19 protein-coding genes and 7 tRNA genes are annotated in these 25298 nt (G+C 61.1%); 6 read left to right on the top strand and 20 right to left on the bottom strand.

Going from position 1 to position 25298, the window contains the following annotated elements; all coding sequences use genetic code 11:
- The first annotated feature begins 95 nt into the window (after nt 1–95).
- Entirely contained in the window at nt 96–974 is an 879-nt protein-coding gene (locus ACSSU5_RS18055) for a LysR family transcriptional regulator (RefSeq protein WP_264309691.1), read from the top strand.
- Nucleotides 975–1035: 61 nt separating this feature from the next.
- Nucleotides 1036–4332, top strand: coding sequence for a bifunctional diguanylate cyclase/phosphodiesterase (locus ACSSU5_RS18050; protein WP_264309692.1), 3297 nt, complete (start codon nt 1036–1038; stop codon nt 4330–4332).
- A gap of 55 nt (nt 4333–4387) precedes the next feature.
- On the opposite strand, the gene ACSSU5_RS18045 is transcribed toward ACSSU5_RS18050, so the two are convergent.
- The 12 genes from ACSSU5_RS18045 to gltX form a co-directional block, all read right to left on the bottom strand.
- On the bottom strand, nt 4388–4831 hold the full coding sequence (locus ACSSU5_RS18045; RefSeq protein WP_264309693.1) for an Hsp20 family protein: 444 nt from the start codon (nt 4829–4831) through the stop codon (nt 4388–4390).
- Between the two features lie 183 nt (nt 4832–5014).
- A complete protein-coding gene (locus ACSSU5_RS18040) occupies nt 5015–5986 on the bottom strand; it encodes a tRNA dihydrouridine synthase (RefSeq protein ID WP_264309694.1) in 972 nt (323 codons plus the stop codon).
- A 51-nt stretch (nt 5987–6037) separates the two neighbouring features.
- A complete protein-coding gene (locus ACSSU5_RS18035; protein WP_264309695.1) occupies nt 6038–6472 on the bottom strand; it encodes an acyl-CoA thioesterase in 435 nt (144 codons plus the stop codon).
- Nucleotides 6473–6598: 126 nt separating this feature from the next.
- Nucleotides 6599–7432: an alpha/beta fold hydrolase gene (locus ACSSU5_RS18030; protein ID WP_492559425.1), complete on the bottom strand. Its 834-nt coding sequence runs from the start codon at nt 7430–7432 to the stop codon at nt 6599–6601.
- Nucleotides 7433–7455: 23 nt separating this feature from the next.
- Nucleotides 7456–7995: a TetR/AcrR family transcriptional regulator gene (locus tag ACSSU5_RS18025; protein ID WP_264309697.1), complete on the bottom strand. Its 540-nt coding sequence runs from the start codon at nt 7993–7995 to the stop codon at nt 7456–7458.
- A 163-nt stretch (nt 7996–8158) separates the two neighbouring features.
- Nucleotides 8159–8234: transfer RNA gene (locus ACSSU5_RS18020), tRNA-Glu, on the bottom strand.
- A 42-nt stretch (nt 8235–8276) separates the two neighbouring features.
- Nucleotides 8277–8352: transfer RNA gene (locus tag ACSSU5_RS18015), tRNA-Ala, on the bottom strand.
- Between the two features lie 65 nt (nt 8353–8417).
- Nucleotides 8418–8493, bottom strand: a tRNA-Glu gene (locus tag ACSSU5_RS18010).
- Between the two features lie 42 nt (nt 8494–8535).
- Nucleotides 8536–8611 (bottom strand) — tRNA-Ala (locus tag ACSSU5_RS18005).
- Nucleotides 8612–8664: 53 nt separating this feature from the next.
- Nucleotides 8665–8740, bottom strand: a tRNA-Glu gene (locus ACSSU5_RS18000).
- 72 nt (nt 8741–8812) lie between these two features.
- Nucleotides 8813–8888: transfer RNA gene (locus tag ACSSU5_RS17995), tRNA-Ala, on the bottom strand.
- Nucleotides 8889–9101: 213 nt separating this feature from the next.
- A complete protein-coding gene (gltX, locus tag ACSSU5_RS17990) occupies nt 9102–10583 on the bottom strand; it encodes a glutamate--tRNA ligase (RefSeq protein ID WP_264309698.1) in 1482 nt (493 codons plus the stop codon).
- Nucleotides 10584–10726: 143 nt separating this feature from the next.
- Between gltX and ACSSU5_RS17985 the strand changes: the two genes are divergently transcribed.
- Both ACSSU5_RS17985 and ACSSU5_RS17980 read left to right on the top strand, forming a co-directional pair.
- The gene (locus tag ACSSU5_RS17985) at nt 10727–11782 is read left to right on the top strand and encodes an HlyD family secretion protein (protein ID WP_264309699.1); all 1056 of its coding nucleotides are present in this window, start codon (nt 10727–10729) and stop codon (nt 11780–11782) included.
- Nucleotides 11772–13322, top strand: coding sequence for an MDR family MFS transporter (locus ACSSU5_RS17980; protein ID WP_492559424.1), 1551 nt, complete (start codon nt 11772–11774; stop codon nt 13320–13322). Before ACSSU5_RS17985 ends, ACSSU5_RS17980 begins: the two co-directional genes overlap by 11 nt.
- Nucleotides 13323–13458: 136 nt before the next feature.
- On the opposite strand, the gene uvrB is transcribed toward ACSSU5_RS17980, so the two are convergent.
- Nucleotides 13459–15474, bottom strand: a complete 2016-nt coding sequence (gene uvrB, locus ACSSU5_RS17975; protein ID WP_264309700.1) for an excinuclease ABC subunit UvrB — start codon at nt 15472–15474, stop codon at nt 13459–13461.
- A gap of 287 nt (nt 15475–15761) precedes the next feature.
- Here uvrB and ACSSU5_RS17970 point away from each other — a divergent pair, with 287 nt between their 5' ends.
- Together ACSSU5_RS17970 and ACSSU5_RS17965 are read left to right on the top strand one after the other, a co-directional pair.
- Nucleotides 15762–16958 (top strand): amino acid aminotransferase, encoded by a 1197-nt coding sequence (locus ACSSU5_RS17970; protein WP_264309701.1) that lies wholly within the window; start codon nt 15762–15764, stop codon nt 16956–16958.
- Nucleotides 16959–17031: 73 nt separating this feature from the next.
- A tRNA-Asn gene (locus ACSSU5_RS17965) sits at nt 17032–17107 on the top strand.
- A 100-nt stretch (nt 17108–17207) separates the two neighbouring features.
- Here ACSSU5_RS17965 and ACSSU5_RS17960 read toward each other — a convergent pair.
- The 7 genes from ACSSU5_RS17960 to gbcB form a co-directional block, all read right to left on the bottom strand.
- Nucleotides 17208–18539 carry an OprD family porin gene (locus tag ACSSU5_RS17960; protein WP_492559423.1) on the bottom strand — a complete coding sequence of 444 codons (1332 nt, stop codon included), beginning with the start codon at nt 18537–18539 and terminating at the stop codon, nt 17208–17210.
- 125 nt (nt 18540–18664) lie between these two features.
- Nucleotides 18665–19621, bottom strand: coding sequence for a LysR substrate-binding domain-containing protein (locus ACSSU5_RS17955; protein ID WP_264309703.1), 957 nt, complete (start codon nt 19619–19621; stop codon nt 18665–18667).
- Nucleotides 19622–19646: 25 nt separating this feature from the next.
- On the bottom strand, nt 19647–20978 hold the full coding sequence (locus tag ACSSU5_RS17950) for an NAD(P)/FAD-dependent oxidoreductase (protein WP_492559422.1): 1332 nt from the start codon (nt 20976–20978) through the stop codon (nt 19647–19649).
- Between the two features lie 6 nt (nt 20979–20984).
- Nucleotides 20985–21326 carry a cupin domain-containing protein gene (locus tag ACSSU5_RS17945; RefSeq protein ID WP_264309705.1) on the bottom strand — a complete coding sequence of 114 codons (342 nt, stop codon included), beginning with the start codon at nt 21324–21326 and terminating at the stop codon, nt 20985–20987.
- On the bottom strand, nt 21323–22636 hold the full coding sequence (locus tag ACSSU5_RS17940) for a spinster family MFS transporter (RefSeq protein ID WP_492559421.1): 1314 nt from the start codon (nt 22634–22636) through the stop codon (nt 21323–21325). The genes ACSSU5_RS17945 and ACSSU5_RS17940 overlap by 4 nt, the downstream gene beginning before the upstream one ends.
- A 341-nt stretch (nt 22637–22977) precedes the next feature.
- Nucleotides 22978–23868, bottom strand: coding sequence for a LysR substrate-binding domain-containing protein (locus tag ACSSU5_RS17935; RefSeq protein ID WP_492559420.1), 891 nt, complete (start codon nt 23866–23868; stop codon nt 22978–22980).
- 84 nt (nt 23869–23952) lie between these two features.
- A complete protein-coding gene (gbcB, locus tag ACSSU5_RS17930) occupies nt 23953–25023 on the bottom strand; it encodes a glycine betaine monooxygenase reductase subunit (protein WP_492561333.1) in 1071 nt (356 codons plus the stop codon).
- Nucleotides 25024–25298 lie beyond the last annotated feature (275 nt).

Genomic DNA, 25298 nt, shown 5'->3' with positions numbered 1-25298 from the left:
GACCCCTTGGCTTGTACGGACGATGCTATGGCGATAGATTGAATAACTCAAATTCATATTTTTCATGCTTTGCATAACCATCAGGAATCAGAGAGATGGACCTGGCCAACCTCAGTGCTTTTATCGCCATCGCCGAAACCGGCAGCTTTTCCGGCGCCGGCGAACGGCTGCACCTGACACAGCCCGCTATCAGCAAACGCATCGCCGGCCTTGAGCAGCAACTGGACGTGCGCCTGTTCGACCGCCTGGGCCGTGAAGTGACCCTGACCGAAGCTGGGCGGGCGTTGCTGCCAAGGGCTTATCAGATTCTCAACGTGCTCGATGATACCCGCCGCGCGCTGACCAATTTGACGGGGGAAGTGAGTGGTCGGCTGACCCTGGCCACCAGCCACCATATCGGTTTGCACCGTTTGCCCCCGCTGTTACGGGCGTTCACCCGGCAGTACCCTTCGGTTGCGTTGGATATTCAGTTCATGGACTCAGAGGCGGCCTACGACGAGATTCTCCATGGCCGCGCCGAAATTGCCGTCATTACCCTGGCTCCAGAGCCCCATCACCTGGTCAAGGCGATCCCGGTCTGGGACGACGCCCTGGACTTCGTCGCCGCCCCGGAACACCCGCTGGCCAACAACCACGCGGTCAGCCTGGCCGATGTCGCCCGCCACCCGGCGGTATTCCCGGGTGGCAACACCTTCACCCACCACATCGTCCAGCGCCTGTTCGAAAGCCAGGGCCTGACGCCGAACATCGCCATGAGCACCAACTACCTGGAAACCATCAAGATGATGGTTTCCATTGGCCTGGCCTGGAGCGTGCTGCCGCGCACCATGCTCGATGATCAGGTTGCACCCATCGCTTTACCCGGCATACAGCTGTCGCGCCAGCTAGGCTACATTCTGCACACGGAGCGAACGCTATCGAATGCGGCGAGGGCCTTCATGGCCCTGCTCGACAGCCATGCAGGGTCCGCCTGACCGGTCGTCAGTTCGGCATTTCCAACTCAAGGACGCGTCAAACGCCAAAGGTCTGGTACCAATGCCCAAATCAGCTAACCGCTTTCCGCGCCTGCCGCGTATCCCTGCGGCCGACCCACAGGAGTCCGAACAGGCCTGGCAGAGCGCCCCGCAATTGCTCGCCGCGCTCAACGGTGCCCGCCTGGGCGCCTGGCTGTGGGACATCGAAACCGGCCGGGTCAGCTGGTCACGTGGTACCCAGGCACTGTTCGGCTTCGACCCGCAACGCCCGCTGCCCAACGACATCGACTACCTAGACCTGCTGCCCGAAGAAGACCGCGCGCGCACCCGCCAGCTGTTCCAGGCAGTCGTCAACGGCGAGCCCGTGGAGCAAGCCATGCGCCACCGCATCCGCTGGCCAGATGGCAGCCTGCACTGGCTGGAGATAAACGGCAGCCTGACCCACGACCGCCACGGCCGACCGCAGATGATCGGGGTGATCCGTGAGATCACCCGCCAACGCGAGCGCGAAACGGCGCTGATCAACTCGGAAAAACGCTTTGCCACGCTGTTTCACCTGAGCCCCAATGCCATCCTCCTGACCCGGCGCCACGACGGCATGATCTTCGAGGTCAACCAGCACTTCGAAGACATGTTCGGCTGGCCCGGCAGCCAGGTGATTGGCAAGACCAGCCTGGAGCTGGGCCTGTGGGTGCACCCCGAGCAACGCCACCAGATACTGGACGCCACCCGCGCCAGCGGTGGCCCGCTGACCATGGAAGTGCAGTTCCGGGCCAGCAACGACAAGGTGCACGACGGCATCCTCTGTACCCAGGGCATCGAGATGGACGGTGTGACGTTCCTGCTCAGCACCTTCGTCGACACCACCGAGCGCAAGCGCGCCGAGCAGGCCCTCAAGGACAGCCAGGAGCGCCTCGACCTGGCCCTGGATTCAGCGCAGTTGGGCACCTGGGACTGGCACATCCCCAGTGGCATGCTCTACGGCTCGGCCCGCGCCGCACAATTGCATGGCCTTGACCCGATCCCCTTCCACGAATCATTCGATGCCTTTTTCGAAGGCGTGCCGGAGCAAGAGCGCAATGTCATGCGCCAGGCCTACCGCAGCCTGCGCGAAGGGCCTGCCGGCAATTACCAGATCACTTACCGGGTGCAACTGGAGAACGGCGCATCGCGCTATATCGAAAGCCGTGCACGGCTGTACCGGGACGACCAGGGCACCCCCCTGCGCATGGCCGGCACCCTGCTGGACATCACCGACCAGGTCGAGCGCGAGCAACGCCTGAGTGCCTCGGAAGAGAAATTTGCCAGCCTGTTCCAGGTCAGCCCCGACCCCATCTGCGTGACCCGCCAGGACACCGGCCAGTTCATCGAGATCAACCCGGCCTTTACCCAGACCTTCGGCTGGAGCGCCGACCAGGTGATCGGCCGCACCGCCGAAGAAATCGGCCTGTGGGCCGAGTCCATCGAACGTGCGCAACGCATCGAGCGGGTGATCCGTGAACAGGCCTTGAGCAACGTGGCGGTGGTGGTCAATCACCGCAACGGCGCCCCCTTGACCTGCGTGATTTCCAGCCGCCTGATCAGTGTCGATGACCAACCCTGCAGCGTCACCACCCTGCGCGACATCACCCAGCAGCAACGGGCCGAGGCGGCACTGAAATCCAGCGAAGAAAAATTCGCCAAGGCCTTCCACTCCAGCCCCGACGCCATCACCATCACCGAGCGCTACAGCGGTCGCTACCTGGAAATCAACGACGGTTTCTGCCGGCTGACCGGCTACAGCGCAGCCGAAGTGGTCGGGCGCAGCGTATATGAGCTGGGCATCTGGGCCGACGACAAACAACGCAGCGCGCTGCTCGCTGAGCTCAAGGAGCGTGGCCGGGTGCACCATCGGGAGATGCTCGGGCGCAACAAGCGCGGCGATATCCTCACCGTCGAAGTGTCGGTGGAGCCCATCACCCTCAACGAAACGGACTGCCTGCTGCTGACCGCCCGCGATGTCAGCCAGTTGAAGAATGCCCAGGCGCAGATCCGCCACCTGGCGTACCACGACCCCCTGACCAACCTGCCCAACCGCGCCCTGCTGATGGATCGCCTGAGCCAGCAGATCGCCCTGCTCAAGCGCCACAACCTGCGTGGCGCGCTGCTGTTCCTCGACCTCGACCACTTCAAGCACATCAACGATTCGCTTGGCCACCCGGTGGGCGATACCGTGCTGAAGATCATCACCGCGCGCCTGGAGGCCAGCGTGCGCCTGGAAGACACCGTGGCGCGCCTGGGCGGCGACGAATTCGTGGTGCTGCTCAGTGGCCTGGAAGGCAGCCGCGAACTGGTCGAAAGCAAGGTACGCGAATTGGCCGACACCCTGCGCGAACTGCTGGCCGAACCGATGTCGCTGGATGGCCAACGCCTGCAGGTGACCCCCAGCATCGGCGTGGCGCTGATCCCCGACCACGGCACCACCCCCGCCGACCTGCTCAAACGCGCCGATATCGCCCTGTACCGGGCCAAGGACTCCGGGCGCAATACCACTCAATTGTTCCACACCACCATGCAGAAGGCCGCCAGCGAGCGCTTGCGCATGGAAAACGACCTGCGCCTGGCGCTCGCACGGGGTGAGCTGGCCTTGCACTTCCAGCCCCAGGTGGATGCCCGCGACAACCGTATCGTCGGCGCCGAGGTGCTGCTGCGCTGGCACCACCCGCAACTCGGCCAGCAGCCACCGGCGCAATTCATCCAGGTGCTGGAAGAAAGCGGGCTGATCCTGGAAGTGGGCAGCTGGATTCTCGATGAAGCCTGCGATGCCTGCGCGCGCATGCTCATGGATGGGTTGATTGACGCGGATGACTTCAGCCTGTGCGTGAACATCAGCCCGCGGCAATTTCGCCAGAACGATTTTGTCGGGCGGGTCCTGCGTAGCCTGGACGACTACCGCTTGCCACGGCGCATGCTGAAGCTTGAGATCACCGAAGGCATCGTCATCCAGAACCTGGAAGACACCATCAGCAAGATGCGCGAGCTCAAGCGCTACGGGGTGAGCTTTGCCATGGACGACTTTGGCACAGGCTATTCGTCGCTGACCTACCTCAAGCGGTTGCCGGTGGATGCACTGAAGATCGACCAGACCTTTGTGCGCGATGCACCGATAGACCCCAATGACGCCGAGATCGTCCGCGCCATCGTCGCCATGGCCCACAGCCTTGACCTGACGGTGATCGCCGAAGGTGTAGAGCTCACCGAGCAGCTGGAGTTTCTTGAAAAACTGGGCTGCCACTTGTACCAGGGCTACCTGCACAGCCGGCCGCTGCCATTGCCGGAGTTCCGCCAGATGTTGCTGGAAGCACCTGCGGATTACTGAGGCCAGAGACGCAAAAAGGGCACCCGAAGGTGCCCTTCTCGTTACAGCCTTACACTCAGTTCAGCGCTGGCTTGTCGCCATTGATCGGGATGCGCTTGGCCTTGGCTTCTTCAGGCACGATGCGCAGCAGGTCGATGCTGAGCAGGCCATTGGCCAGGCCCGCAGCCTTGACCTCGATATGGTCGGCCAGGCGGAACGACAGTTTGAAAGCGCGCTGGGCAATACCCTGGTGCAGATAGGTCACCTCAGCGGCGCCGCCGTCGCGCTTGCCACCGGAGACGGTCAGGACGCCTTTTTCGACCTGCAGGTCGAGGTCTTGCTCCTGGAAACCCGCTGCGGCAACCACGATGCGATAGTGGTCTTCGCCATGTTTTTCCACGTTGTAGGGCGGGTAGCTGCTACCGGCCTCGTTGCGTGCTGCGGATTCGAACAGGTCGTTGAAACGGTCGAAACCAACAGAATGACGGAACAGTGGAGCGAGGGAGAAAGCGGTAGTCATGGTCATAAACTCCTGAGATTCAGCAAGTAAGTCACTCCGCGACCCGACTTCGGCATCGCGTACTCAAAAGATATGGCCGGTGAAATGGCTTTCAAGAGGGACCACGAATTTTTTTTGAAGCCGCTTAATGATCCCTGTGGGAGCGGCGGTGCGGCGGTCCGACTTGCCCGCGAAGACGCCACCTCAGGCAACACAAACCTCGAACGCCTGTACCTCAACCCCCAGCAAGCGACTGATCCGCCCGCAATCATCCTCGCGACGCAGTTCGGCAAACAGCACCACCGCCTCCGGGTAGCTCCGGGTCAGCATCGCCAGCCACTGTTTCATCCGCCCTGGGGCATAGCGCGGCGACAGCTTGGCCTGTGCCTGGCGCCAGAACTCGCGCAGCAACGGCAGCAGATCGTCCCAGCTCATGGGCTGATACGCGCGGCCATCGCGGGCAGCGGCAATCTGCAGGCCCAGATCGGGCCGCGACACCAGCCCACGGCCCAACATGATGTGCTCGGCACCACTGACCTCGCGGCAGCGCCGCCAGTCGTCCACGGTCCAGATCTCGCCATTGGCGAACACCGGGACCTTGACCACATCCTGCACCCGCGCCACCCACTCCCAATGCGCTGGTGGCTTGTACCCCTCGACCTTGGTCCGGGCGTGCACCACCAGATGCGCAGAACCCCCTTCGGCCAAGGCCGTGGCGCACTCCAGCGCACCATCGGGGCTGTCGAAGCCCAGGCGCATCTTCGCGGTCACCGGGATGTCCGCAGGCACCGCACGGCGCACTTCCCGGACGATGGCATGCAACAACTCAGGCTCTTTGAGCAGCACCGCGCCGCCGCGCGACTTGTTCACGGTCTTGGCCGGGCAACCAAAGTTCAGATCAATCACAGGGGCACCCAGCTCACAGGCCAGCGCTGCGTTTTCGGCCAGGCAGACCGGGTCGGAGCCCAGCAGTTGCACACGCATCGGTACGCCCGCCGCGGTTCGCGCCCCTTGGCGCAACTCAGGCGCCAGCTTGTCGAACGAGGAAGGCGGCAGCAGCCGGTCGCACACGCGGATGAACTCGGTGACGCACCAATCGATGCCACCCACTCGGGTCAGGACGTCGCGCAGGATGTTGTCGACCAGCCCCTCCATGGGGGCCAGGGCAATTTGCATGTGTGGGTCTCGGCGGGAAAAGGCGGCAGTCTAACAAAAAACCACACCCATTCAGGCACCGATCAGCGCTTGGCCGTACCCCTCGATGAACTCCGCAGGCATGCGCTTGGGCTTGCCGCTGGACAATTCGATACAGGCGAAGGTGGTCTGCGCGCGCAGCAGCGTCACGCCATCGCGCGGACGCTTGAGCTGGAAGCGGCGGGTCATGCGCAGGCGTTGATCCCAGTCGATGATCCAGGTCGCCAGTTGCAGCTCGTCATCTTCATAGCCTGCGGCCAGGTAGTCGATTTCGTGGCGCACCACGGCCATGGCCCGGTCCAGGCGCCGGTACTCGGCGAGGTCCAGGCCCAGGCGCTGAGAATGGCGCCAGGCGCAGCGTTCGAGCCACGTGACGTAGGTGGCGTTGTTGGCATGGCCGAGGCCGTCGATGTCCTCGCTGCCGACGCGCAGATCGATGACGAAGGGTGTTGCCAGGTCCCAGCTCATGCACGCTCCTGTAAACATTGGGCATTATTCAAGATTGCTGGGGGCGCTTTGCGCCCCTTTCGCGACGCGAGGCCGCTCCTACAGAGACCGCGCAAGGCTGTAGGTTCTAGCGAGTGTAACGGATGCTCAGGCGCTTTGCCGGGCCGGCGCACTGGCGCGGCTCAACAGTTCGAGCACCGCCTCGCTCAGGCGCGGGTCGGCCAGCACCCGCTGGTGCCCGCCCTCCTCCAGCAGCATCAAACGGCTATCGAACCAGGCCTTGTGGATGACATGAGCCTCATCGGCAGCCACCAGGCCATCGTCAGCAGCATGCACCACCAAGCCTGGCAGCTCCAGTTGGTACCCACTGACATCCAGGCGCGTGATCTGCATGCCGACATCCCGCTCCACCTGGCGAATGAACGCTGCCCGCGCCCGCGCCGGCAGGCCCAGGTGATGGGCAAAGCCGCGCAACACGCCGAGCAAGCGGGCAGGTGCGGCGATGCTCACCGCCGCCTCGGCGCGCAAGCCCATCTGCAACGCCAGCAACACACTCGCCCCACCCATGGAATGGCCTATCACCGCACGCAACGGCGGCAGTTCGGCAGCCGCTTCCAGCAGTGCCCGGGCGAACAGCACCACATGCGCCTGATGCCCTGGCGAGCGGCCATGCCCCGGCCCCTCCAGCGACACCACCGTATGCCCTGCCTGCACCAGCGTCTCGATCAACGCGGCAAACTGGGTGGGGCGCCCTTCCCAACCGTGCATCAGCAATACCGTCGGCCCCTTGCCCCAGCGCAATGCCGAAAGCCCAAAACGCAGGGTGATGCGCTCGGCCTTGGCCAGCAGCGGCAACTCCCACGCTTTGGGGGGCAGTGTGCGCGGGGTCATGAAGGCGCGGCGCATCTTGCCCGCCACATGCTCAGGGGCCAGGTGGCCCAGGGTGCCATTGACGCCACGAATCCAGCTCAGGGTAGTCATCGCCTTGCTCCAGGGGTGGGGACTCAGATAACCGCCGACTTGGCGGCACGCAACACACGGTCGGACAGCTCACCGGTACCCAAGGCACGCGCCAAGGCCAGGCCGCCAACCATCAGCGCAAGGTCGGCCAGGGCCTTGTCGATGTCTTCGGGGCGATCGACCATTTTCGCGGTCATCAGCTCGATGTGCTCGGCTAACACTTCGCGGAACACCTCAGGCAGGCGCTGCATTTCGCCAAGGGCATTGGGCAGCGGGCAGGCATGCACTTCAGCGTCGCGGTGCTTACGCGAAAGATAGAACGCCGAAACCAAGGCTCGGCGCGCCTCGCCATCCAGGCTAGGGTCTACCTGGGCCAGCAAGGCCCGCCGCTCGCCCAGCAACTGGCGGAACGCCTCCAGCATGAGTTCGTCCTTGCTCTCGAAGTGGGCATAGAACCCCCCCACGGTCAGCCCCGCCGCCCCCATGACCTGGCTGACGCTCGGCTCAGCCGGCCCCTGCTGGATCAAGGCATTGCGCGCAGCCTCAAGAATCCGTTCGCGGGTTTTGCTCTTTTTGTCGTTCATGGCCACCTCGAATATGATGCTTGTAATATTATAAGCATAATATTTTTTGGCAAGCGAAATTCGCGACCACCTGTCGGCGCCGAAAAATGAGAAAGGGAGAAAAACAAAAGGCCCATTCAATAAGCGAATGAGCCTTTAAAGTCCCGCAAAACGCGGGTAAACATGGCGTCCCCTAGGGGACTCGAACCCCTGTTACCGCCGTGAAAGGGCGGTGTCCTAGGCCACTAGACGAAGGGGACGTAACCTTCGTGCCGGTTCATTTTCACAAACCGCGGCAAAATTGGTGGAGCTAAGCGGGATCGAACCGCTGACCTCCTGCATGCCATGCAGGCGCTCTCCCAGCTGAGCTATAGCCCCGAAAACAAAAGGCTCATCCAATATACGAATGAGCCTCTTTAAGCCCCGCAAAACGCGGGTAAAAGTGGCGTCCCCTAGGGGACTCGAACCCCTGTTACCGCCGTGAAAGGGCGGTGTCCTAGGCCACTAGACGAAGGGGACGTAACCTTCGTGCCGGTCCGTTTTCACGTACCGCGGCAAAATTGGTGGAGCTAAGCGGGATCGAACCGCTGACCTCCTGCATGCCATGCAGGCGCTCTCCCAGCTGAGCTATAGCCCCAGATTTTTAGCCTCGCGGCCCAGCGATATCGTGAAACATCGCTTCTGTAAAACTGGCGTCCCCTAGGGGACTCGAACCCCTGTTACCGCCGTGAAAGGGCGGTGTCCTAGGCCACTAGACGAAGGGGACGAACCTTCTTACCTTCAAGACCCGGTTGCTGGACCCGGTCTTGCTTACCAGCCTTGGCTGTTAAGCGGAATTTGGTGGAGCTAAGCGGGATCGAACCGCTGACCTCCTGCATGCCATGCAGGCGCTCTCCCAGCTGAGCTATAGCCCCACAATGTCGCTCAAAGCAGAATCGCTGGCTGGGTGCCTGGCGTTTCATTTCGCTCATCGCTGTGGACGGGGCGCATATTAAGATCGGATTGCACGGCTGTCAAACGAATTTTTGAAAATATTCAAAAGTTTTTTCACAGATAACAATCACTTACCGCCCTACCCCTTGCAGGAGCAGCACAAGACTGCCCCTACACCGCTATGGGTTGCTGTGTCAGGCGATGTTCGCCAGCAGCTTTTCCCACTCTTTGTTTTCTTTCTTCGACACACCACCCAGCAGGTCCAGGGCCTGGCGCAAGCGATAGCGGGTCAGGTCCGGGCCGAGGATTTCCATGGCATCGAGCACCGATACCGAGCTCGCCTGGCCAGTAATGGCGGCGAACATCAGCGGCATGGCGTCACGCAGCTTCAGCTCCAGCGATTCGACTACCGCCTGGATGCAACCGGTGATGCGGTCCTTCTCCCACTGACGCAGGCTTTCGAGCTTCCACAGGATCAGCTGAATGACCTGGCGCACTTGGTCGCCAGACAGCTTCTTGCTCTCGAACAGCTTGGCATCGAGCTTCAGCGCGCCTTCGAAGAAGAAGCCACCCAGAGGTGCAACCTGGCTGAAGGTTTCGACCCGGCCCTGAACGTGCGGGGCGATCTTCATCATGTAGTCGCTGTTGAACGCCCATTTCTGCAGGCGAGCGGCGAATTCTTCGACCGGCAGCTCACGCAGCCACTGGCCATTGAGCCAGGACAGTTTCTCGATGTCGAAAATCGGCCCACCCAGGGAGATGCGCGACAGGTCGAAGTGCTCGACCATTTCGGCCAGGGAGAACTTCTCGCGCTCGTCCGGCATCGACCAGCCCATGCGGCCGAGGTAGTTGAGCATCGCCTCGGGCATGAAACCCATGCGCTCATAGAACGTCACCGAGGTCGGGTTCTTGCGCTTGGACAGCTTGGACTTGTCGGGGTTACGCAGCAGCGGCATGTAGCACAGCTTGGGCTGCTCCCAGCCGAAGTACTCGTACAGCTTGATCAGCTTGGGCGCCGACGGCAGCCACTCTTCGCCACGCAGGACGTGGGTGATACCCATCAGATGGTCATCAACCACGTTGGCCAGGAAGTAGGTCGGCAGGCCGTCGTTCTTCATCAGCACCTGCATGTCCATGCGGTCCCACGGGATCTCGACATCGCCGCGCAGCATGTCCGGCACTACGCAGATGCCTTCGCTCGGCACTTTCATGCGGATCACGTGGGGCTCGCCGGCGTCCAGGCGGCGCTGCACTTCTTCGGCGCTCAGCAACAGCGCACGGCCGTCGTAGCGCGGGGTCTCGCCACGGGCCATCTGCTCGGCGCGCATTTGCTCCAGCTCTTCGGCGGTGCAGAAGCAGTAGAACGCATGGCCGGCATCCACCAGCTGCTTGGCGTACTTGGCGTAGATCTCGCCACGCTCGCTCTGCCGGTAAGGGCCGTGCGGGCCGCCGACGTCCGGGCCTTCGTTCCATTCGATGCCAAGCCAGCGCAGGGCGTCGAAGATCTGCTGTTCCGACTCGCGGGTCGAGCGCAGCTGGTCGGTATCTTCGATGCGCAGGATGAACTCACCGCCGTGCTGCTTGGCAAAGCAGTAGTTGAACAGGGCGATGTAGGCGGTGCCAACATGGGGGTCGCCCGTGGGCGATGGCGCGATACGCGTGCGTACGGTGGTCATGGAAGGTCTCGAACGAAAGATGAAACAAAGGCGGGATGTTAGCAGGGAGCAGGCACCCGGCTCCAGCAATGGCGCGAACGACACTTGTCGAACTGCCGTCGGTCACTGTTAAATTTGCTTACACTTCTGGAACCATAGTCCTCATGCCTGCTCAACTCAAACGCCGCCTGCTGATCTTCTTTGTCGTGGTCGCGGCCATCGCCCTCGCCTTCCTGGCCCACTGGTATTTCAAAGGGCGCTTTTACGAAAGCACCGACAACGCCTACGTTCAAGGCGAAATCACCCGCATTTCGAGCCAACTTGGCGCCCGCATCGATGATGTACGGGTCCAGGACAACCAGCACGTCGTCAAAGGCGAACTGCTGGTGCGCCTGGAAGCCGCCGACTTCCAACTTGCCGTCGAACGCGCCCGAGCAACCCTGGCCACCCGTGAAGCCGAACACGTGCAGGCCGAAAGCCGCCTGACGCAACAGGGCAGCCTGATCGCAGCGGGCCAGGCCCAGGTCGCTGCCAACCAAGCCACGCTCAACCGCTCACGCCTGGACTTGAACCGCGCAGAGGCCCTGCGCAAGCCTGGCTTCGTGTCCGAGGAGCGGGTGACTACCCTTTCGGCGGAAAGCCACGTAGCCAGCTCCCAGGTCGACAAGGCCCGTGCCGACCTGCAAAGCCAGCGCCAGCAGGTCAATGCGCTTGCCGCCGAGCTCAAGCGCCTCGATGCGCAGATCGCCAATGCCCGTGCGGACCTTGCCCAGGCCGAACTGAACCTGACCCGCTGCGAGATCCGCGCGCCGATCAGCGGCACCATCGGCCAGCGCAATGCGCGCAATGGCCAAGTGGTGCAGGCCGGCGCCTACCTGCTGTCGATCGTGCCCGACGAAGACATCTGGGTGCAGGCCAACTTCAAAGAAACACAGATTGGCCGCATGCAACCCGGTCAGCGCGCCGAGCTGCTGTTCGACAGCTACCCGGACACCCCCATCGAAGGCAGGGTCAACAGCTTGTTCGCAGCCTCCGGCGCCCAGTTCAGCCTGCTGCCACCGGACAACGCCACGGGCAACTTCACCAAGGTGGTGCAGCGCATCCCAGTGAAGCTGACCTTCAGCGCCGACAACCCGTTGCGTGGCCGCATACGCCCCGGCATGTCGGTCACCGCCACCGTCGATATCCGCGCCGAAGATGATGGCCGCAATGGCCGGTGATCAACTGCTCAGGCCCATCGCCGAGCCGAGCCGTCGCGACTGGATTGCGGTGATGAGCGTGATGCTCGGCGCCTTCATGGCCGTGCTGGACATCCAGATCACCAACTCCTCGCTCAAGGACATCCAGGGCGCGCTTTCCGCGACCCTGGAAGAAGGCTCGTGGATCTCCACGTCCTATCTGGTTGCGGAAATCATCATGATCCCGCTGACCGCCTGGCTGGTGCAGCTGCTGTCGGCTCGACGCCTGGCCGTTTGGGTTTCGGCCGGTTTCCTGCTGTCGTCGCTGCTTTGCTCGATGGCCTGGAACCTGGAGAGCATGATCATGTTCCGCGCCTTGCAGGGCTTTACCGGCGGCGCCCTTATCCCTCTGGCCTTCACCCTGACCTTGATCAAACTGCCCGAACACCACCGCGCCAAGGGCATGGCCATGTTCGCCATGACCGCCACCTTCGCGCCTTCGATCGGCCCCACCTTGGGTGGCTGGCTGACCGAGAACTGGGGCTGGGAATACATCTTCTACATCAACATCCCGCCAGGCTTGGTGATGATTGCGGGCCTGCTGTACGGGCTGGAAAAAAAGCAAGCGCACTGGGAACTGCTGAAGAGCACCGACTATGCTGGCATCGTCACGCTCGGCCTGGGCCTGGGCTGCCTGCAGGTCTTTCTCGAAGAGGGCCATCGCAAGGATTGGCTGGAATCGAACCTGATCGTCAGCCTGGGCACGGTCGCCCTGATCAGCTTGATCACCTTCGTCATCCTGCAGTTTTCCAAGCCGCACCCTTTGATCAACCTGCGCATCCTGGGCAATCGCAACTTCGGGCTGTCGAGCATCGCCAGCCTGGGCATGGGGGTCGGGTTGTACGGTTCGATCTACTTGTTGCCGCTGTACCTGGCGCAGATCCAGGGCTACAACGCCTTGCAGATCGGCGAAGTGATCATGTGGATGGGCGTGCCGCAGCTGTTTCTGATTCCGTTGGTGCCACAACTGATGAAGGTAGTCTCGCCGAAGATACTGTGCGCCGTCGGTTTCTGCCTGTTCGGTGCCGCCAGCTTTGGATCGGGGGTGCTTAACCCGGACTTTGCGGGGCCGCAGTTCAACCACATCCAGATCATTCGGGCGCTGGGGCAACCAATGATCATGGTGACCATTTCACTGATCGCCACCGCCTACATTCAGCAGCAGGATGCCGGGTCGGCGTCAAGCCTGTTCAACATCCTGCGCAACCTGGGGGGTGCAATCGGCATTGCCTTGCTTGCCACCTTGCTGGACGCCCGCACCAAGGTGTACTTCGACTACCTGCGCGAATCAGTGGTACCCAGCAATCCACAAGTGGCAGAGCGCCTGGCGCAGTTGGCGGAGCGACTGGGCAGCGAGACTGCGGCGCTTGGCAAGCTAAGCGAGATTACCCATCAACAGGCGCAGATCATGGCGTACAACGATGCCTTCCATTTTGTCGGGATTGGGTTGGCGGTGAGCATGGTGGCGGTGCTGTTGACGCGCAAGCTGCCAGAGGGGTTGAAGGCTGGGGAGGCTCATTGAGCTGATTGTTTGTTGCCTGTACCGGCCTCTTCGCGGGGCAAGCCCGCTCCCACAGGAATACCACCGCTCAGAGGCCAGTGGTATTCCTGTGGGAGCGGGCTTGCCCCGCGAAGAGGCCGGTACAGGCAGTAACGGATCAACTGGTAATCAGCCGCTCGCGCAACTGGGTAATCTCGTCGCGCATCTGCGCCGCCGCCTCGAACTCCAGGTCCCGGGCAAACTGCATCATCTTCTCCTCCAGCTGCTTGATACGCTTGGTGATCTCGCCCGGCGTGCGCAGCTCCGCTTCGTAACGGGCGCTCTCTTCTGCAGCCTTGGCCATGCCTTTGCGCTTCTTGCTACGCGAGCCAGGCACAGTGGCGCCTTCCATGATGTCGGTGATGTCCTTGACCACGCCTTTAGGCACGATACCGTTGGCCAGGTTGAAGGCAATCTGCTTCTCCCGGCGCCGCTCGGTCTCGTCGATGGCCCGCTGCATGGAACCGGTCATCTGATCGGCGTACAGGATGGCGCGGCCATTGAGGTTACGCGCCGCCCGGCCAATGGTCTGGATCAGCGAGCGCTCGGAACGCAGGAAGCCTTCCTTGTCGGCATCGAGAATCGCCACCAGCGACACCTCGGGCATGTCCAACCCCTCACGCAGCAGGTTGATGCCTACCAGCACATCGAAGGTACCCAAACGCAGGTCGCGGATGATTTCCACCCGTTCGACCGTGTCGATGTCCGAGTGCAGGTAACGCACCCGCACATCGTGATCGGCCAGGTAATCGCTAAGGTCCTCGGCCATGCGCTTGGTCAGCGTGGTAGCCAATACCCGCTCGCCGGCATCGACACGCTTGCGGATTTCCGACAGCAAATCGTCGACCTGGGTCAGCGCGGGGCGGATCTCCACTTGCGGGTCGACCAGGCCGGTCGGCCGCACCACCTGCTCGACCACCCGCCCGGCATGCTCGGCTTCATACGGGCCGGGGGTTGCAGAAACGAATATGGTCTGCGGGCTGACTGACTCCCACTCATCGAAACGCATCGGCCGGTTGTCCAGCGCCGAGGGCATGCGGAAGCCATATTCGACCAGCGTTTCCTTGCGCGAGCGGTCGCCCTTGTACATGGCGCCAACCTGGGGAACGCTGACGTGCGACTCGTCAATCACCAGCAGCGCATTTGCCGGCAGGTAATCGTAGAGGGTGGGCGGCGGTGCGCCAGCCGGGCGCCCGGACAAATAACGAGAGTAGTTTTCGATGCCGTTGCAGTAACCCAGCTCGAGGATCATCTCCAGGTCGAAGCGGGTACGTTGCTCAAGCCGCTGTGCCTCCACCAGCTTGTTGTTCTTGTGCAGGTATTCGAGGCGGTCTTTAAGTTCTTCCTTGATGCCTTCGACGGCCTCGAGCAGCGTCTCGCGCGGGGTGACGTAGTGGCTCTTGGGGTAGAAGGTGAAACGCGGCAGCTTGCGAAAGACCTCGCCGGTGAGCGGGTCGAAGGCGGCGATGTTCTCCACTTCGTCATCGAAGAGCTCGATACGGATGGCTTCAAGGTCGGATTCAGCCGGGAACACGTCGATCACGTCACCCCGCACGCGGAAGGTGGCGCGGGCGAAATCCATCTCGTTGCGGGTGTACTGCAGGTCGGCCAGACGGCGCAGCAAGGCACGCTGGTCGAGTTTGTCGCCGCGGTCGACGTGCAGGACCATCTTCAGGTAGGTCTCGGGGCTGCCCAGGCCGTAGATGCATGACACCGTGGTGACGATGATCGCGTCGCGCCGCTCCAGCAAGGCCTTGGTTGCCGACAGGCGCATCTGCTCGATGTGGTCGTTGATCGACGCGTCCTTCTCGATGAAGGTGTCGGACGACGGCACATAGGCCTCGGGCTGGTAGTAGTCGTAGTAGGAAACGAAGTACTCGACCGCGTTGTTGGGGAAAAACGCCTTGAACTCGCCATACAACTGCGCAGCCAGGGTCTTGTTCGGCGCCAGCACCAGGGTCGGGCGCTGCACCTGCTGGATGACGTTGGCGATGCTGAAGGTCTTGCCCGACCCGGTCACCCCGAGCAGCGTCTGGTGCGACAACCCCGCCTCGATGCCTTCGACCAGTTGGCGAATGGCTTCGGGCTGATCGCCGGCCGGCTGGAAACGGGTGACGAGCTGGAACTCGGACATGAGGAACCTCGCGGTGTCGCAGCAACTGTAAATTTAGCCAGTAGTCTATACCCAAATGCGCGCATTCGGGGCCGGTTTCAAGCCCCAGGTGTGAACGCTTATTGCTGTGGACCCGGCAAAAAGACCAATGGTCAAAAAATATTTGCGCAAATGGCGGGAAAAGCTGCGCCAGAGTGTCGCAGTGACCGGTCGGTATCACTATACTGACTCCCCGTTTGTGCACCGCTTCAGTGCATTCGGCTGGAGCGTGTACGTCCTATCACTCTCCATTCAGAGCCAAGGTAACAATGAGCCTGTTTTCCGCTGTCGAGCTGGCACCCCGCGACCCTATTCTGGGCCTCAACGAAGCATTCAACGCCGATCCACGTACCGACAAGGTCAACCTGGGCGTGGGCGTCTACTGCAATGAGGATGGCCGCATTCCGCTGCTGCGCGCCGTGATCGAAGCCGAGACCCAGCGTGCCGCACAGCACGCCTCGCGCGGCTACTTGCCGATCGACGGCATCGCCACCTACGACCAGGCCGTGCAAAAACTGCTGTTCGGCGCCGAGTCGCCACTGCTGGCCGCTGGCCGTGTTGTCACCGTGCAAGCCGTAGGCGGCACCGGCGCGCTGAAGATTGGCGCCGACTTCCTCAAGCGCCTGTCGCCCAACGCCGTGGTGGCCATCAGCGACCCAAGCTGGGAAAACCATCGCGCCCTGTTCGAGACCGCTGGCTTCCCGGTACAGAACTACCGCTACTACGACGCACCAAGCAACGGCGTAAACCGCGCCGGCATGCTCGAAGACCTGAACGCCCTGCCGTCCGGTTCCATCGTCGTGCTGCACGCCTGCTGCCACAACCCGACCGGTGTCGACCTGACCCTGGACGACTGGAAAAACGTCCTGGAAGTGGTCAAGGCCAAAGGCCACGTGCCATTCCTCGACATGGCTTACCAGGGCTTTGGTGACGGCATCGCCGAAGACGCCTTCGCCGTGCGCCTGTTCGCCGAATCGGGCCTGGACTTCTTCGTCTCCAGCTCGTTCTCCAAGTCGTTCTCGCTGTATGGCGAGCGCGTTGGCGCACTGTCGATCGTGACCGGCTCCAAGGACGAAAGCACCCGCGTGCTGTCCCAGGTCAAGCGCGTGATCCGCACCACCTACTCCAACCCGCCGACCCATGGCGCGACCATCGTCGCCACCGTGCTCAACAACGACGAGCTGCGCCAGATGTGGGAAGCCGAGCTTGGCGAAATGCGCCAGCGCATCCATGGCATGCGCAAGCAGATGGTCGAGCTGCTGGCAACCTATGGTGCCAAGCGCGACTTCAGCTTCGTTGGCCGCCAGGTTGGCATGTTCTCTTACTCGGGCCTGACCGTTGAGCAAGTGGCACGCCTGAAGAACGAGTTCGGCATCTATGCGCTGGACACTGGCCGCATCGCGGTTGCCGCGCTGAACCAGAGCAACATCCACGTGGTCACCAAGGCCATCGTGGAAGTGCTGTAACTGCTTGATTCGATTCTGATTTATCAGGGGGCGGGTTGACTTCCCCCTGGTGATCAGTAAGATACGTGCAGATTCCGCGATAGCTCAGTCGGTAGAGCAAATGACTGTTAATCATTGGGTCCCTGGTTCGAGTCCAGGTCGCGGAGCCAAATAAGGTTCCAGAGAAGGCTTTCAAAATCTCTGCCCCCCGAAAACCCGCCTTCTGGCGGGTTTTTTCGTTGCGCCAGTTCATATCCCTTCCTGCCCTGATCAGAAGAGCTCTAACGGGTAATTAGTAATGATCCGCACTTGATCCACATCGCCATCAGCCTGAGCAGAATTTGCGCGGTGGATGGTTTGTTGAACCGTAAAGGAAAGGTTCTTGGCCGGACCGCTCTGGATCAAATACTGCAACTGGATATCGCGCTCCCAGTGCTTGCCCCCATCACCCAACGGTGCGTAGTAGGCATAGGCCCCCGTGGGGTCGACCTTAGTGTTGTCGATGCCGGAGCCACGCACGTAACGGGTCATGAAGTTTAAGCCTGGGAAGCCGAAGGCGGCGAGGTCGAAGTCGTATCGCAGTTGCCAGGAGCGCTCGTTAGGTGAGTTGAAATCGGAATAGAGCACCGAGTTGGCGAGGTAAATGGAATCGCCATCGCCAAGGTAATCGAAGGGCTGGCCACCCTTGATACGCTGGTGCGCCAGCATCATCGAATGCGCGCCGACACGCAGGCGGGCAAAGCTGCTCCAACTGTCGGTATGGATCTCCCCCGCCCGGGCACTGCCCTGATCGCGGGTGCTATAAAGATTGGCACCCAGCGCCAGGGACTTGTCTTCATCGAGGCTAAAGGTCTTGCCAAGATTGATATAGGTCTGGTCCCAGACATCCTCGAAACGAGCCTGGTACACACTCAGCAGCGTGCCGCCAGCGAAGCTGTAATCGCCGCCCAAGTAGCTGGCGGAACCGTAGCGGGTACCGCCGTATTCCGTGGTCATCTCGTCGTCATGATTACTGCTGGCTTTGTTGCGCGCCGCATGCAGATGGCCGCCTTGCAGGGTCAGGCCATCGATGGACGTGTTCTGCAGCGAGACGCCACGAAAACTCTGTGGCAGCAGACGCCCATCACCGCGCTGGAACACCGGTGTAATGGGAAACAGATCGCCCACTTTCAACTCGGTATCGAACGCTCGCAGCTTCAGCGCCCCGCCACCTGCGGAGTAGTCATCCTCGGCGCGGCGCTGGCTGTCCAAAGGCAGCAGATTGGTACCTGAGGTTCCCCCGCCACTGTCGAGCTTCAGCCCTAGCAAGGCGTGGGCATCAAAGCCGATACCAACGGTCCCCGAGGTGTAGCCGGAGTTGAAAAAAGCCTGGAAACCCTGTGCCCACTCTTCGCGATAGCTCTGCTGGCGCGCGTTGAAAACGCCATCGCCGCGGCTGCGAAAATCCCGGTTGAAGTAGAAGTTGCGGTTGATCAGTTGCAGCGAACTGCCGTCAAAAAAACCCTGCTGCCGCGCGGTATCGGCGGCGGCCATCAGGGGCAGGCTGAACAGCATCAGGGTGCATGCATGAAGCAGGCGTGGAGTACGAACAGGATGGGACACGTTGGCCAACCTCTAATTGTTTTTGTATGAGGAGGCGCAAGTGTTGCTTTGTCGGCCAAAGCCGGACAAACGATCATTTTCAGTGCATTGCATGCGCTATCTGCATGCTGGAGTAAGCGCGACAATCAGCTGCCCGAAGCCAGCCCCAGAAGGCTTTGGGTCGCCTCGTTGGTGCGCTTTGCGTAGCCGAGGATCCAGTCCTTGAACACCATGTGCGGGCGAGAATTCTCCAACGCCCTGGCATAAACGAGATGCTCGACGTGCCCGGTATTGACCACGTCAGCGACCGGTCGCAACAGCGTACCGTTGCTGAACTCCACCAACGGCGCAACGTAGGCCCACATCAGCACCACGCCCTGCCCGGCCAGGGCCGCACGACAGGCGAGGTCATAGTTGGACACCGAGATGGTGTAATTGATGCCGCCGGTTTCGCAACCCGCGCGGCTGAACCAGTCCGGCCAGCCCTTGACTGTTCGCAGGTGCTTGACCTCGAAATCGATCAGCTTTTCCCGGGAAAGGTCTTCGATACTGCCGATGCTGCGGCCTTTCAGATAGTGCGGAGTACAGGCGGGAAAGATCACTTCCTCGAACAGGCCAGCGGACACATAACCGCTCCGCTGTCCCTGGTCGTAGAGTATCGTGAAGTCCGTTTCATTGTTTTGGACCGCGGCATAATCCTCACCGTCACCGGCAATCACCCGGACCCGAATATCCGGATGCTGGTCCTTGAACTCAGCGATCCCAGGCAGCAACCAGAAACTGGCGATCGCCATACTGGAACTGATGGTGACGGTGGGGCTTCTGTCGTTCTCGATGGTATCCAGCGTGCGGCGCAGCTCCGACAGGCTTCGCTCAATACCGCCCAGCAACGTCCTGCCGGCCTTGGTCAGGTTGAGGGTCTTGTGCGTGCGAGTGAACAACTGCACGTCCATGCACTCTTCCAGATGCTTGATCTGACGGCTGACCGCACTTTGCGACAGGTTTACCTCCTCCGCCGCCTTGGTAAAACTCAGATGCCTCGCGGAGGATTCGAACGCTTCAAGGTTCTGCAGCGGAGGAAGTCGTTTTCGTGAATTGCCCATGGCCATCCTGAGGAAAATCGCCTGTCTAGTATTCGTGCCTCCCGACCCATCGCTCCTTGGCCAGGTACGCTTTAACGCCGATATCCAGCAAGGGTCTGGGCGGCAATTTTTGCGGTTCGCCCAGGTCCTGCATATCGGCTATCAACGCGTTCTCCACGCCGCAGGCGAGGTCGGCCAGCGTTAGGCCAGCAATGGTCTGCTTGGCAATACCGACGCCGTTGCACCCCACCGCCGCAAAAACATTATCGTCAATTTTGCCCCACCGCGGCGCGCCATTGCGCGTAATGCTGAAAAAGCCCATCCAGAAGTGCTCCGCAGCCACGTCCATGAGGTCAGGGAAACGCGTCAGGAACACCGCCCTGTGTTGTTCGCGTACCCGCGAGCGCGTGCTCTCATTGACTGCCAGGGTCGGGGTGAAATCGAACTGCTGACGGATCAGGATGCGGTGATCGCGGGTATAGCGCATGGTCGCGCCGCTGACCGCATTCGCGGGTGTCACGCCCCACTCTTCGACATCGCCTATTCGCGCACGCTGCTCCGGCGTCAATGGCCGGGTCAGGGTGCCATAGGAGGCGACGTTGAACATTTGCCGTTCGAAGCCTGGGAACTGCGAGGCACTCCCATTGTTGGCAAGGATCAGCTTGCGTGCGCTGACCGAACCTTGGTCGGTGCTGGCATAAATCATCCGGCCACAGTCCAAACGAGTGACTGCACTGTTCTCGAAGACCGAGACATTTTCCGGCAAGCAATCCGCCAGCCCGCGGGTCAACGCCGAAGGGTTGAGCAAGATGCAGCCCGGCGTGTAGATCGCGGCATGGAAAAATAAAGTACCCAGGCGCTTGGCAAGGGCCGGCTGCTCCAGCCATTCGTAAGGTTCACCAAGCGACTGCAGTTCGTGGGCATGATGCCTGAGCAACGTCTCGGCCAACTGCGGCGCGGCGGCGCAGTGATACTTGCCCTTCACGCTCCAGTCGCACTGGATGTTGTGCGCCTTGACGATCTCGTCGAGGCTGGCGATACCCGCTTTCATCAGGCGCTTGTAGTTGCCAGCCTTTTCCAGTTCGGCAACGGAGCTCCCGACGTTGTGCGGCACATCGATGGCGAATCCGGAGTTACGTCCGGACGCATTATCCCCCGCCTCGCCCGCCTCAAGCACCACGATGCTGTCGTTCGGTCGGTTGTGCGCCAGCCGCCGGGCAGCGGCGAGCCCGGCGTAACCGGCGCCAATGATCAGCCAGTCGGCGTCCACCCGCTGACGCAGGGTCGCATGCGCACGCCGCGCTGGAAGAATCGCCGACCAGCCGTTGGTGCGGTCATCCTGAGGCCTGAGTTTTATGTCCATCTGCACTGCATCCATGATTCGTCACTCGCTTGGCGGTGTGATGACGAAGAAGACTTTTGCCTTCGATCCGAAATACTTCACCGCTGTTTTTTTTGGGATCCGCAGGGTGGTCTCAGGTCCGCCTTCAAAACGCTCACCGGACTCCAGCTCGAAGCCGAAAGTCCCCTCGAGCACGATGAGCACCTCGTCGTAGTTCAGCGTCTTGTACGGCGACTCATCCCCGTCCCACTTCGCAAACCCGGCGAGCAGCGGCCCATCATCACCTTGAGGAATCGACCAACCCATTTCGACACGAGCGTTGCCGGAAAGCGGTCGCTGGCTATAGAGCACCTTCGCTTCGTTGACACTTAGTGGCTGGTTCATAGTGATTTCCTTTTCATGTGCCGGGCACAGGCCCAATAGTGGTAAGTCGCCCAGAGGCCAGTGAACGCACAGCCCAGCAGCACGTAGCGCAACGACTCGGCCGGATTACTGATGCGTGGCGCGACGAAGTCAGACATCAGGCCAACGAGCTGTGGCGCAATCGCGAGGTTGGCGATGTTGGCGGTGAACAGCAGGATTGCCGAGCCTTTGGCGCGCATGCCCGCAGGGTAGAGGTTTTGCAAAAGACCGATGGAGGGGCCGATGTAAATGTAAGTGATCGGTATGAAGAGCCAGAGCAGGACGTGCGCGATCTGCATCTGTTTGGTGGCGAACAGGCCGATGGAAAAAAGCGTACCGAGCAGCGTCGTCCAGGCCACGAAGCTCGATTGCTGGTACATCGGCTTGCTGCGCAATAGCAGCATCACCAGCACGGTGATCACCATCATCGCGGTACCGGCAATCCCATGGATCGGCCCGAGCATGGCGCCCGCCTCGCCCACCGACATCGAGTAGGTGCGCACCAGAAAGGAGGTCGCCCACCAGAGAATACCCCACCCCCAGAAGGTCACGACCGTAGCCCCGGCGATCAGGTGGAACAGGGCCCGGCTCTGAAGTGTGAAATGTAAGGTCTCCTTGAAACTGATGCTGTCGCGGTGGATGTCGCGGCTATCGCCCTCATCGTGAACCCGCTTCGGTTCGCGGATAAACGCCCATACCAACAGGGCGAACGGCAGCCCGCACAGCCCGAAGACCAGCAACGTGGTACGCCAGCCATAGGCGTCATTCAGGTAACCGGCGCCCGACGCACCGAACCAGGCCCCGACACTCGCACCGATGCCGTAAACCGACAGGGCGAAGGCACGCAGTTTGGGGCGAAACTTGTCGGCGATGATCGAATGACTGGGCGGGGTGCCACCCGCCTCGCCGACGCCAACCCCGATACGGGCCAGTAGCAGTTGCCAGAAGCTGCTGCTCAGACCACAGAACACGGTCATGGTCGACCAGACCGCAACCGCCGTGCCGATCATGCGCTTGCGGTTGGTCCTGTCTGCCAGCGCGCCCAGCGGCAGGCCAGCGGCGACATAGAAGAGTGCCAGCGACACACCGGTGAGAAAGCCGACCGAGGCGTCACTAAGCTGAAACTCGTGTTTGATCGGCTCGATCAGCGTGGAAAGGACATAACGGTCGGCGATATTGATCGCGTACACCGCAGTGAGGATGAAAAGCGTGGTCCAGGCGCCGGAACTGGCGACCACGGACGAAGCACTGGGCGAAAAGGCGCCGCTGATGCTGTTCGACGGTATGGACATGTCTACCTCCAGCCGCTCGCCGCGCTGGGTAGCGCGCCGAGCTCTATTATTGTTTTTAGGTGCGATGGGGTATCTGTGAAGGCAACGGCGTCAGCCTGATCGCTTGCTGCGTTCGGCTGCAGCCTGGCTGCAAGGAGGGTGCGCTTTCATGGTGTTCCCTCGGACGTTATTCTTGTTGGAAGGGATGGACGACAGCGTCCGTGTGCAGGTCCAAACTACCCGCGCCAGAGGATTGGCAAAAGCGCATTTTCCTTTTGCAGTGCATGCGTTTGGCGCATGCAAAACCCGTCAGGGTGCAATGGTTTTCGAGCTAAATAGGGCTATCCGTCGCGCAAAAGCCGTCACGTTGAGCTGGCGACAACCCAGTCCCACAGCGTCTGCGCCATTGGCGTTAGCTCACGCGACGCCGGACAGGTGATGTATTCACCCAGCCCGGTCTTCAATGTTTCGTCGCAAACCCGGCACAGCTGCTGGGTGCGCAATTCGTCGGGAAGCGCTTCGGCCCAGGCAAGTGCCACACCTTCGCCGGCGAGCGCCGCCTTGATCGCCAGGTCATAGCTGGATACGCGGATGATCGAGCCCTTGTGCTGCCCCTGATAACCCACCAGACGCATCCACTGGCGCGTGGAGAGGGTTGCCGGGTCATTGACCTCTAATTCGATCAAGTCGCTGTGGGACAGGTCGGCCAGGCAACGAATACCGTTGTTGTCTCGGTATTGCGGCGTGCAAATGGCAAAAATTTCTTCCTCGGCTACACGGTGCGCCCGCAGGTCCTTCCAGTTGCCATCGCCGTATAAGATGGTGAAATCGGTGTCGGCAACATTCATGTTCAAGCGGTCTTGCGCGCCAACCACCCGCACATCGATCTGAGCATGAGATTTGCGGAAACGCGAAATCATAGGAATGACCAAATAACTGGCGATGCCTGAGCTGGCACTGATGGACAGGCTCGGCGCCTGGGCGTCATCGATCTGCTGTACCGCTTCCTTGATGCACTGAAGACTCTGGGTCACCGCCCGATAAAGCACGGCGCCACTGGCGGTGAGCATTACATCGTTGCCCTTGCGTTCGAAAAGGGGCGTACCGAGGCTCAGTTCCAGGCGTTTTATCTGCTTGCTGACAGCGCTTTGGGTGAGATGGAGTTCGCTGGCAGCCCGGGTGAACGTTCCGAGCCGTACGACTGCATCGAAGGCCACGATGGCACTCAAGGGCGGTAACTTCTTCGAGCTCATGGACAGATCCCTATCGATCAGGCGCTTTATCGCAAGCGTGCGAGGGTACTGCCAAACATTCACCCGGGCAATTTGTTGCAGGGTTCAATAATCGATAGTCACATCGCCTTTGGGACTGCTGCAGCAGGACAGGACATAGCCCTGCGCCAACTCTTCGTCACTGATGCCACCCTTATGCTCTAACACCACCTCACCCGAGCTTTTCAGTACCCGGCAGGTGCCGCAAATGCCCATGCCACAGGCTTTTGGAATATGCAGCCCCAGCCTGCCCGCCGCCGCGTGCAACGTTTCGCCCGGCGTCACACGCACGCTTTTTCCAGTGCGGGAAAATTCCACCAAGTGCGTCACCTGGTCCGGGACTTCTGCGATCAGCTTGCACACCTTGGCGGGGGGGGCTGCGAACGCTTCTTCGTGATAGCGAAGCCTATCAAAACCGGCCATTTCCAGAAGTTGCCTGACCGCCGCCATGTAGGGCGTCGGGCCACAGCAGAAGATCTCCCGCTCAAAAAAATCTGGCGCCATCAAGTCGAGCATCGCTCGCCCAAAGTAGCCGCGATAACCGGCCCAGGCCTCGCCAGTCTCGTACCTTTCGCAGACCAGATGCAGTTTGAACTTTTCGCTGCGCGATGCCATATGGCGCAGTTCGTGGTGATAGATGATGTCCTTCGGCGTGCGTGCGCTGTGCACAAAAATCATGTCCACCGCGTCATTGGTATCGAAGAACCACCGCGCCATGGACATTACCGGGGTGATGCCGACACCACCGGAGAGCAACAACACCTTGCCCGCCGGAAAGTCGATGGCATTGAACTGACCCAACGGGCCGTGCACCGCCAATTGATCGCCTTCCCCGAAGTTATCGTGCAACCAGTTGGAAACCTTGCCACCCGGCACGCGCTTGATGGTCAGAGAGAAGCTATAGGGCAGCGATGGCGAACTGGATAGCGTGTAGGAGCGCATGACGCGTTCGCCGTCGATCTCGAGCTCCAGGGTGACAAACTGGCCCGGTTTAAAAAAGAACATCAGCGGCTGTTCGGCTATGAAGCAGAACGTGCGGACGTCATGTGTTTCTTGAACAGTCCTGACACAACGGACGATATGCCGGCCATTGCTCCAAGCCTGCGTCGTAGTAGTGGATTGCACGAAGGTATTCATATCGATTCCGCTCATCATTGTTGTTCTTCTGATCACGCTGCACATCCAGTATTGAATGCCCGCACGCTCACCGCAAAGGAAGGTTCGACATGTGCCGATGCCTTCGTGGAATAACCTGGCGAACCCATGAAAAAAGGAATGATCGCCATGCCGTATTTTCGTTGGGCGTCGGCAGGTGTATGCCTTATAAAAAGCGAGCGTCGAACTAAGCCGGGCGCTCAAACAGACAACCGGCGGAATAAAAACAACGAACGCCTGCGCGGGCGATACATGAT

The organism is Pseudomonas sp. E1MeOHC2 (assembly GCF_058745025.1).
Note: the sequence above shows the minus strand (reverse complement) of the source record. Positions and strands in the feature narration are given on the sequence as shown.

Excerpts from the sequence above, each read along its gene's own strand:
- ACSSU5_RS18055 (WP_264309691.1), top strand. The coding sequence starts at position 96 with ATGGACCTGGCCAACCTCAGTGCTTTTATCGCCATCGCCGAAACCGGC.
- ACSSU5_RS18050 (WP_264309692.1), top strand. The coding sequence starts at position 1,036 with ATGCCCAAATCAGCTAACCGCTTTCCGCGCCTGCCGCGTATCCCTGCG.
- ACSSU5_RS18045 (WP_264309693.1), bottom strand. The coding sequence starts at position 4,831 with ATGACTACCGCTTTCTCCCTCGCTCCACTGTTCCGTCATTCTGTTGGT.
- ACSSU5_RS18040 (WP_264309694.1), bottom strand. The coding sequence starts at position 5,986 with ATGCAAATTGCCCTGGCCCCCATGGAGGGGCTGGTCGACAACATCCTG.
- ACSSU5_RS18035 (WP_264309695.1), bottom strand. The coding sequence starts at position 6,472 with ATGAGCTGGGACCTGGCAACACCCTTCGTCATCGATCTGCGCGTCGGC.
- ACSSU5_RS18030 (WP_492559425.1), bottom strand. The coding sequence starts at position 7,432 with ATGACTACCCTGAGCTGGATTCGTGGCGTCAATGGCACCCTGGGCCAC.
- ACSSU5_RS18025 (WP_264309697.1), bottom strand. The coding sequence starts at position 7,995 with ATGAACGACAAAAAGAGCAAAACCCGCGAACGGATTCTTGAGGCTGCG.
- gltX (WP_264309698.1), bottom strand. The coding sequence starts at position 10,583 with ATGACCACCGTACGCACGCGTATCGCGCCATCGCCCACGGGCGACCCC.
- ACSSU5_RS17985 (WP_264309699.1), top strand. The coding sequence starts at position 10,727 with ATGCCTGCTCAACTCAAACGCCGCCTGCTGATCTTCTTTGTCGTGGTC.
- ACSSU5_RS17980 (WP_492559424.1), top strand. The coding sequence starts at position 11,772 with ATGGCCGGTGATCAACTGCTCAGGCCCATCGCCGAGCCGAGCCGTCGC.
- uvrB (WP_264309700.1), bottom strand. The coding sequence starts at position 15,474 with ATGTCCGAGTTCCAGCTCGTCACCCGTTTCCAGCCGGCCGGCGATCAG.
- ACSSU5_RS17970 (WP_264309701.1), top strand. The coding sequence starts at position 15,762 with ATGAGCCTGTTTTCCGCTGTCGAGCTGGCACCCCGCGACCCTATTCTG.
- ACSSU5_RS17955 (WP_264309703.1), bottom strand. The coding sequence starts at position 19,621 with ATGGGCAATTCACGAAAACGACTTCCTCCGCTGCAGAACCTTGAAGCG.
- ACSSU5_RS17950 (WP_492559422.1), bottom strand. The coding sequence starts at position 20,978 with ATGGATGCAGTGCAGATGGACATAAAACTCAGGCCTCAGGATGACCGC.
- ACSSU5_RS17945 (WP_264309705.1), bottom strand. The coding sequence starts at position 21,326 with ATGAACCAGCCACTAAGTGTCAACGAAGCGAAGGTGCTCTATAGCCAG.
- ACSSU5_RS17940 (WP_492559421.1), bottom strand. The coding sequence starts at position 22,636 with ATGTCCATACCGTCGAACAGCATCAGCGGCGCCTTTTCGCCCAGTGCT.
- ACSSU5_RS17935 (WP_492559420.1), bottom strand. The coding sequence starts at position 23,868 with ATGAGCTCGAAGAAGTTACCGCCCTTGAGTGCCATCGTGGCCTTCGAT.
- gbcB (WP_492561333.1), bottom strand. The coding sequence starts at position 25,023 with ATGAATACCTTCGTGCAATCCACTACTACGACGCAGGCTTGGAGCAAT.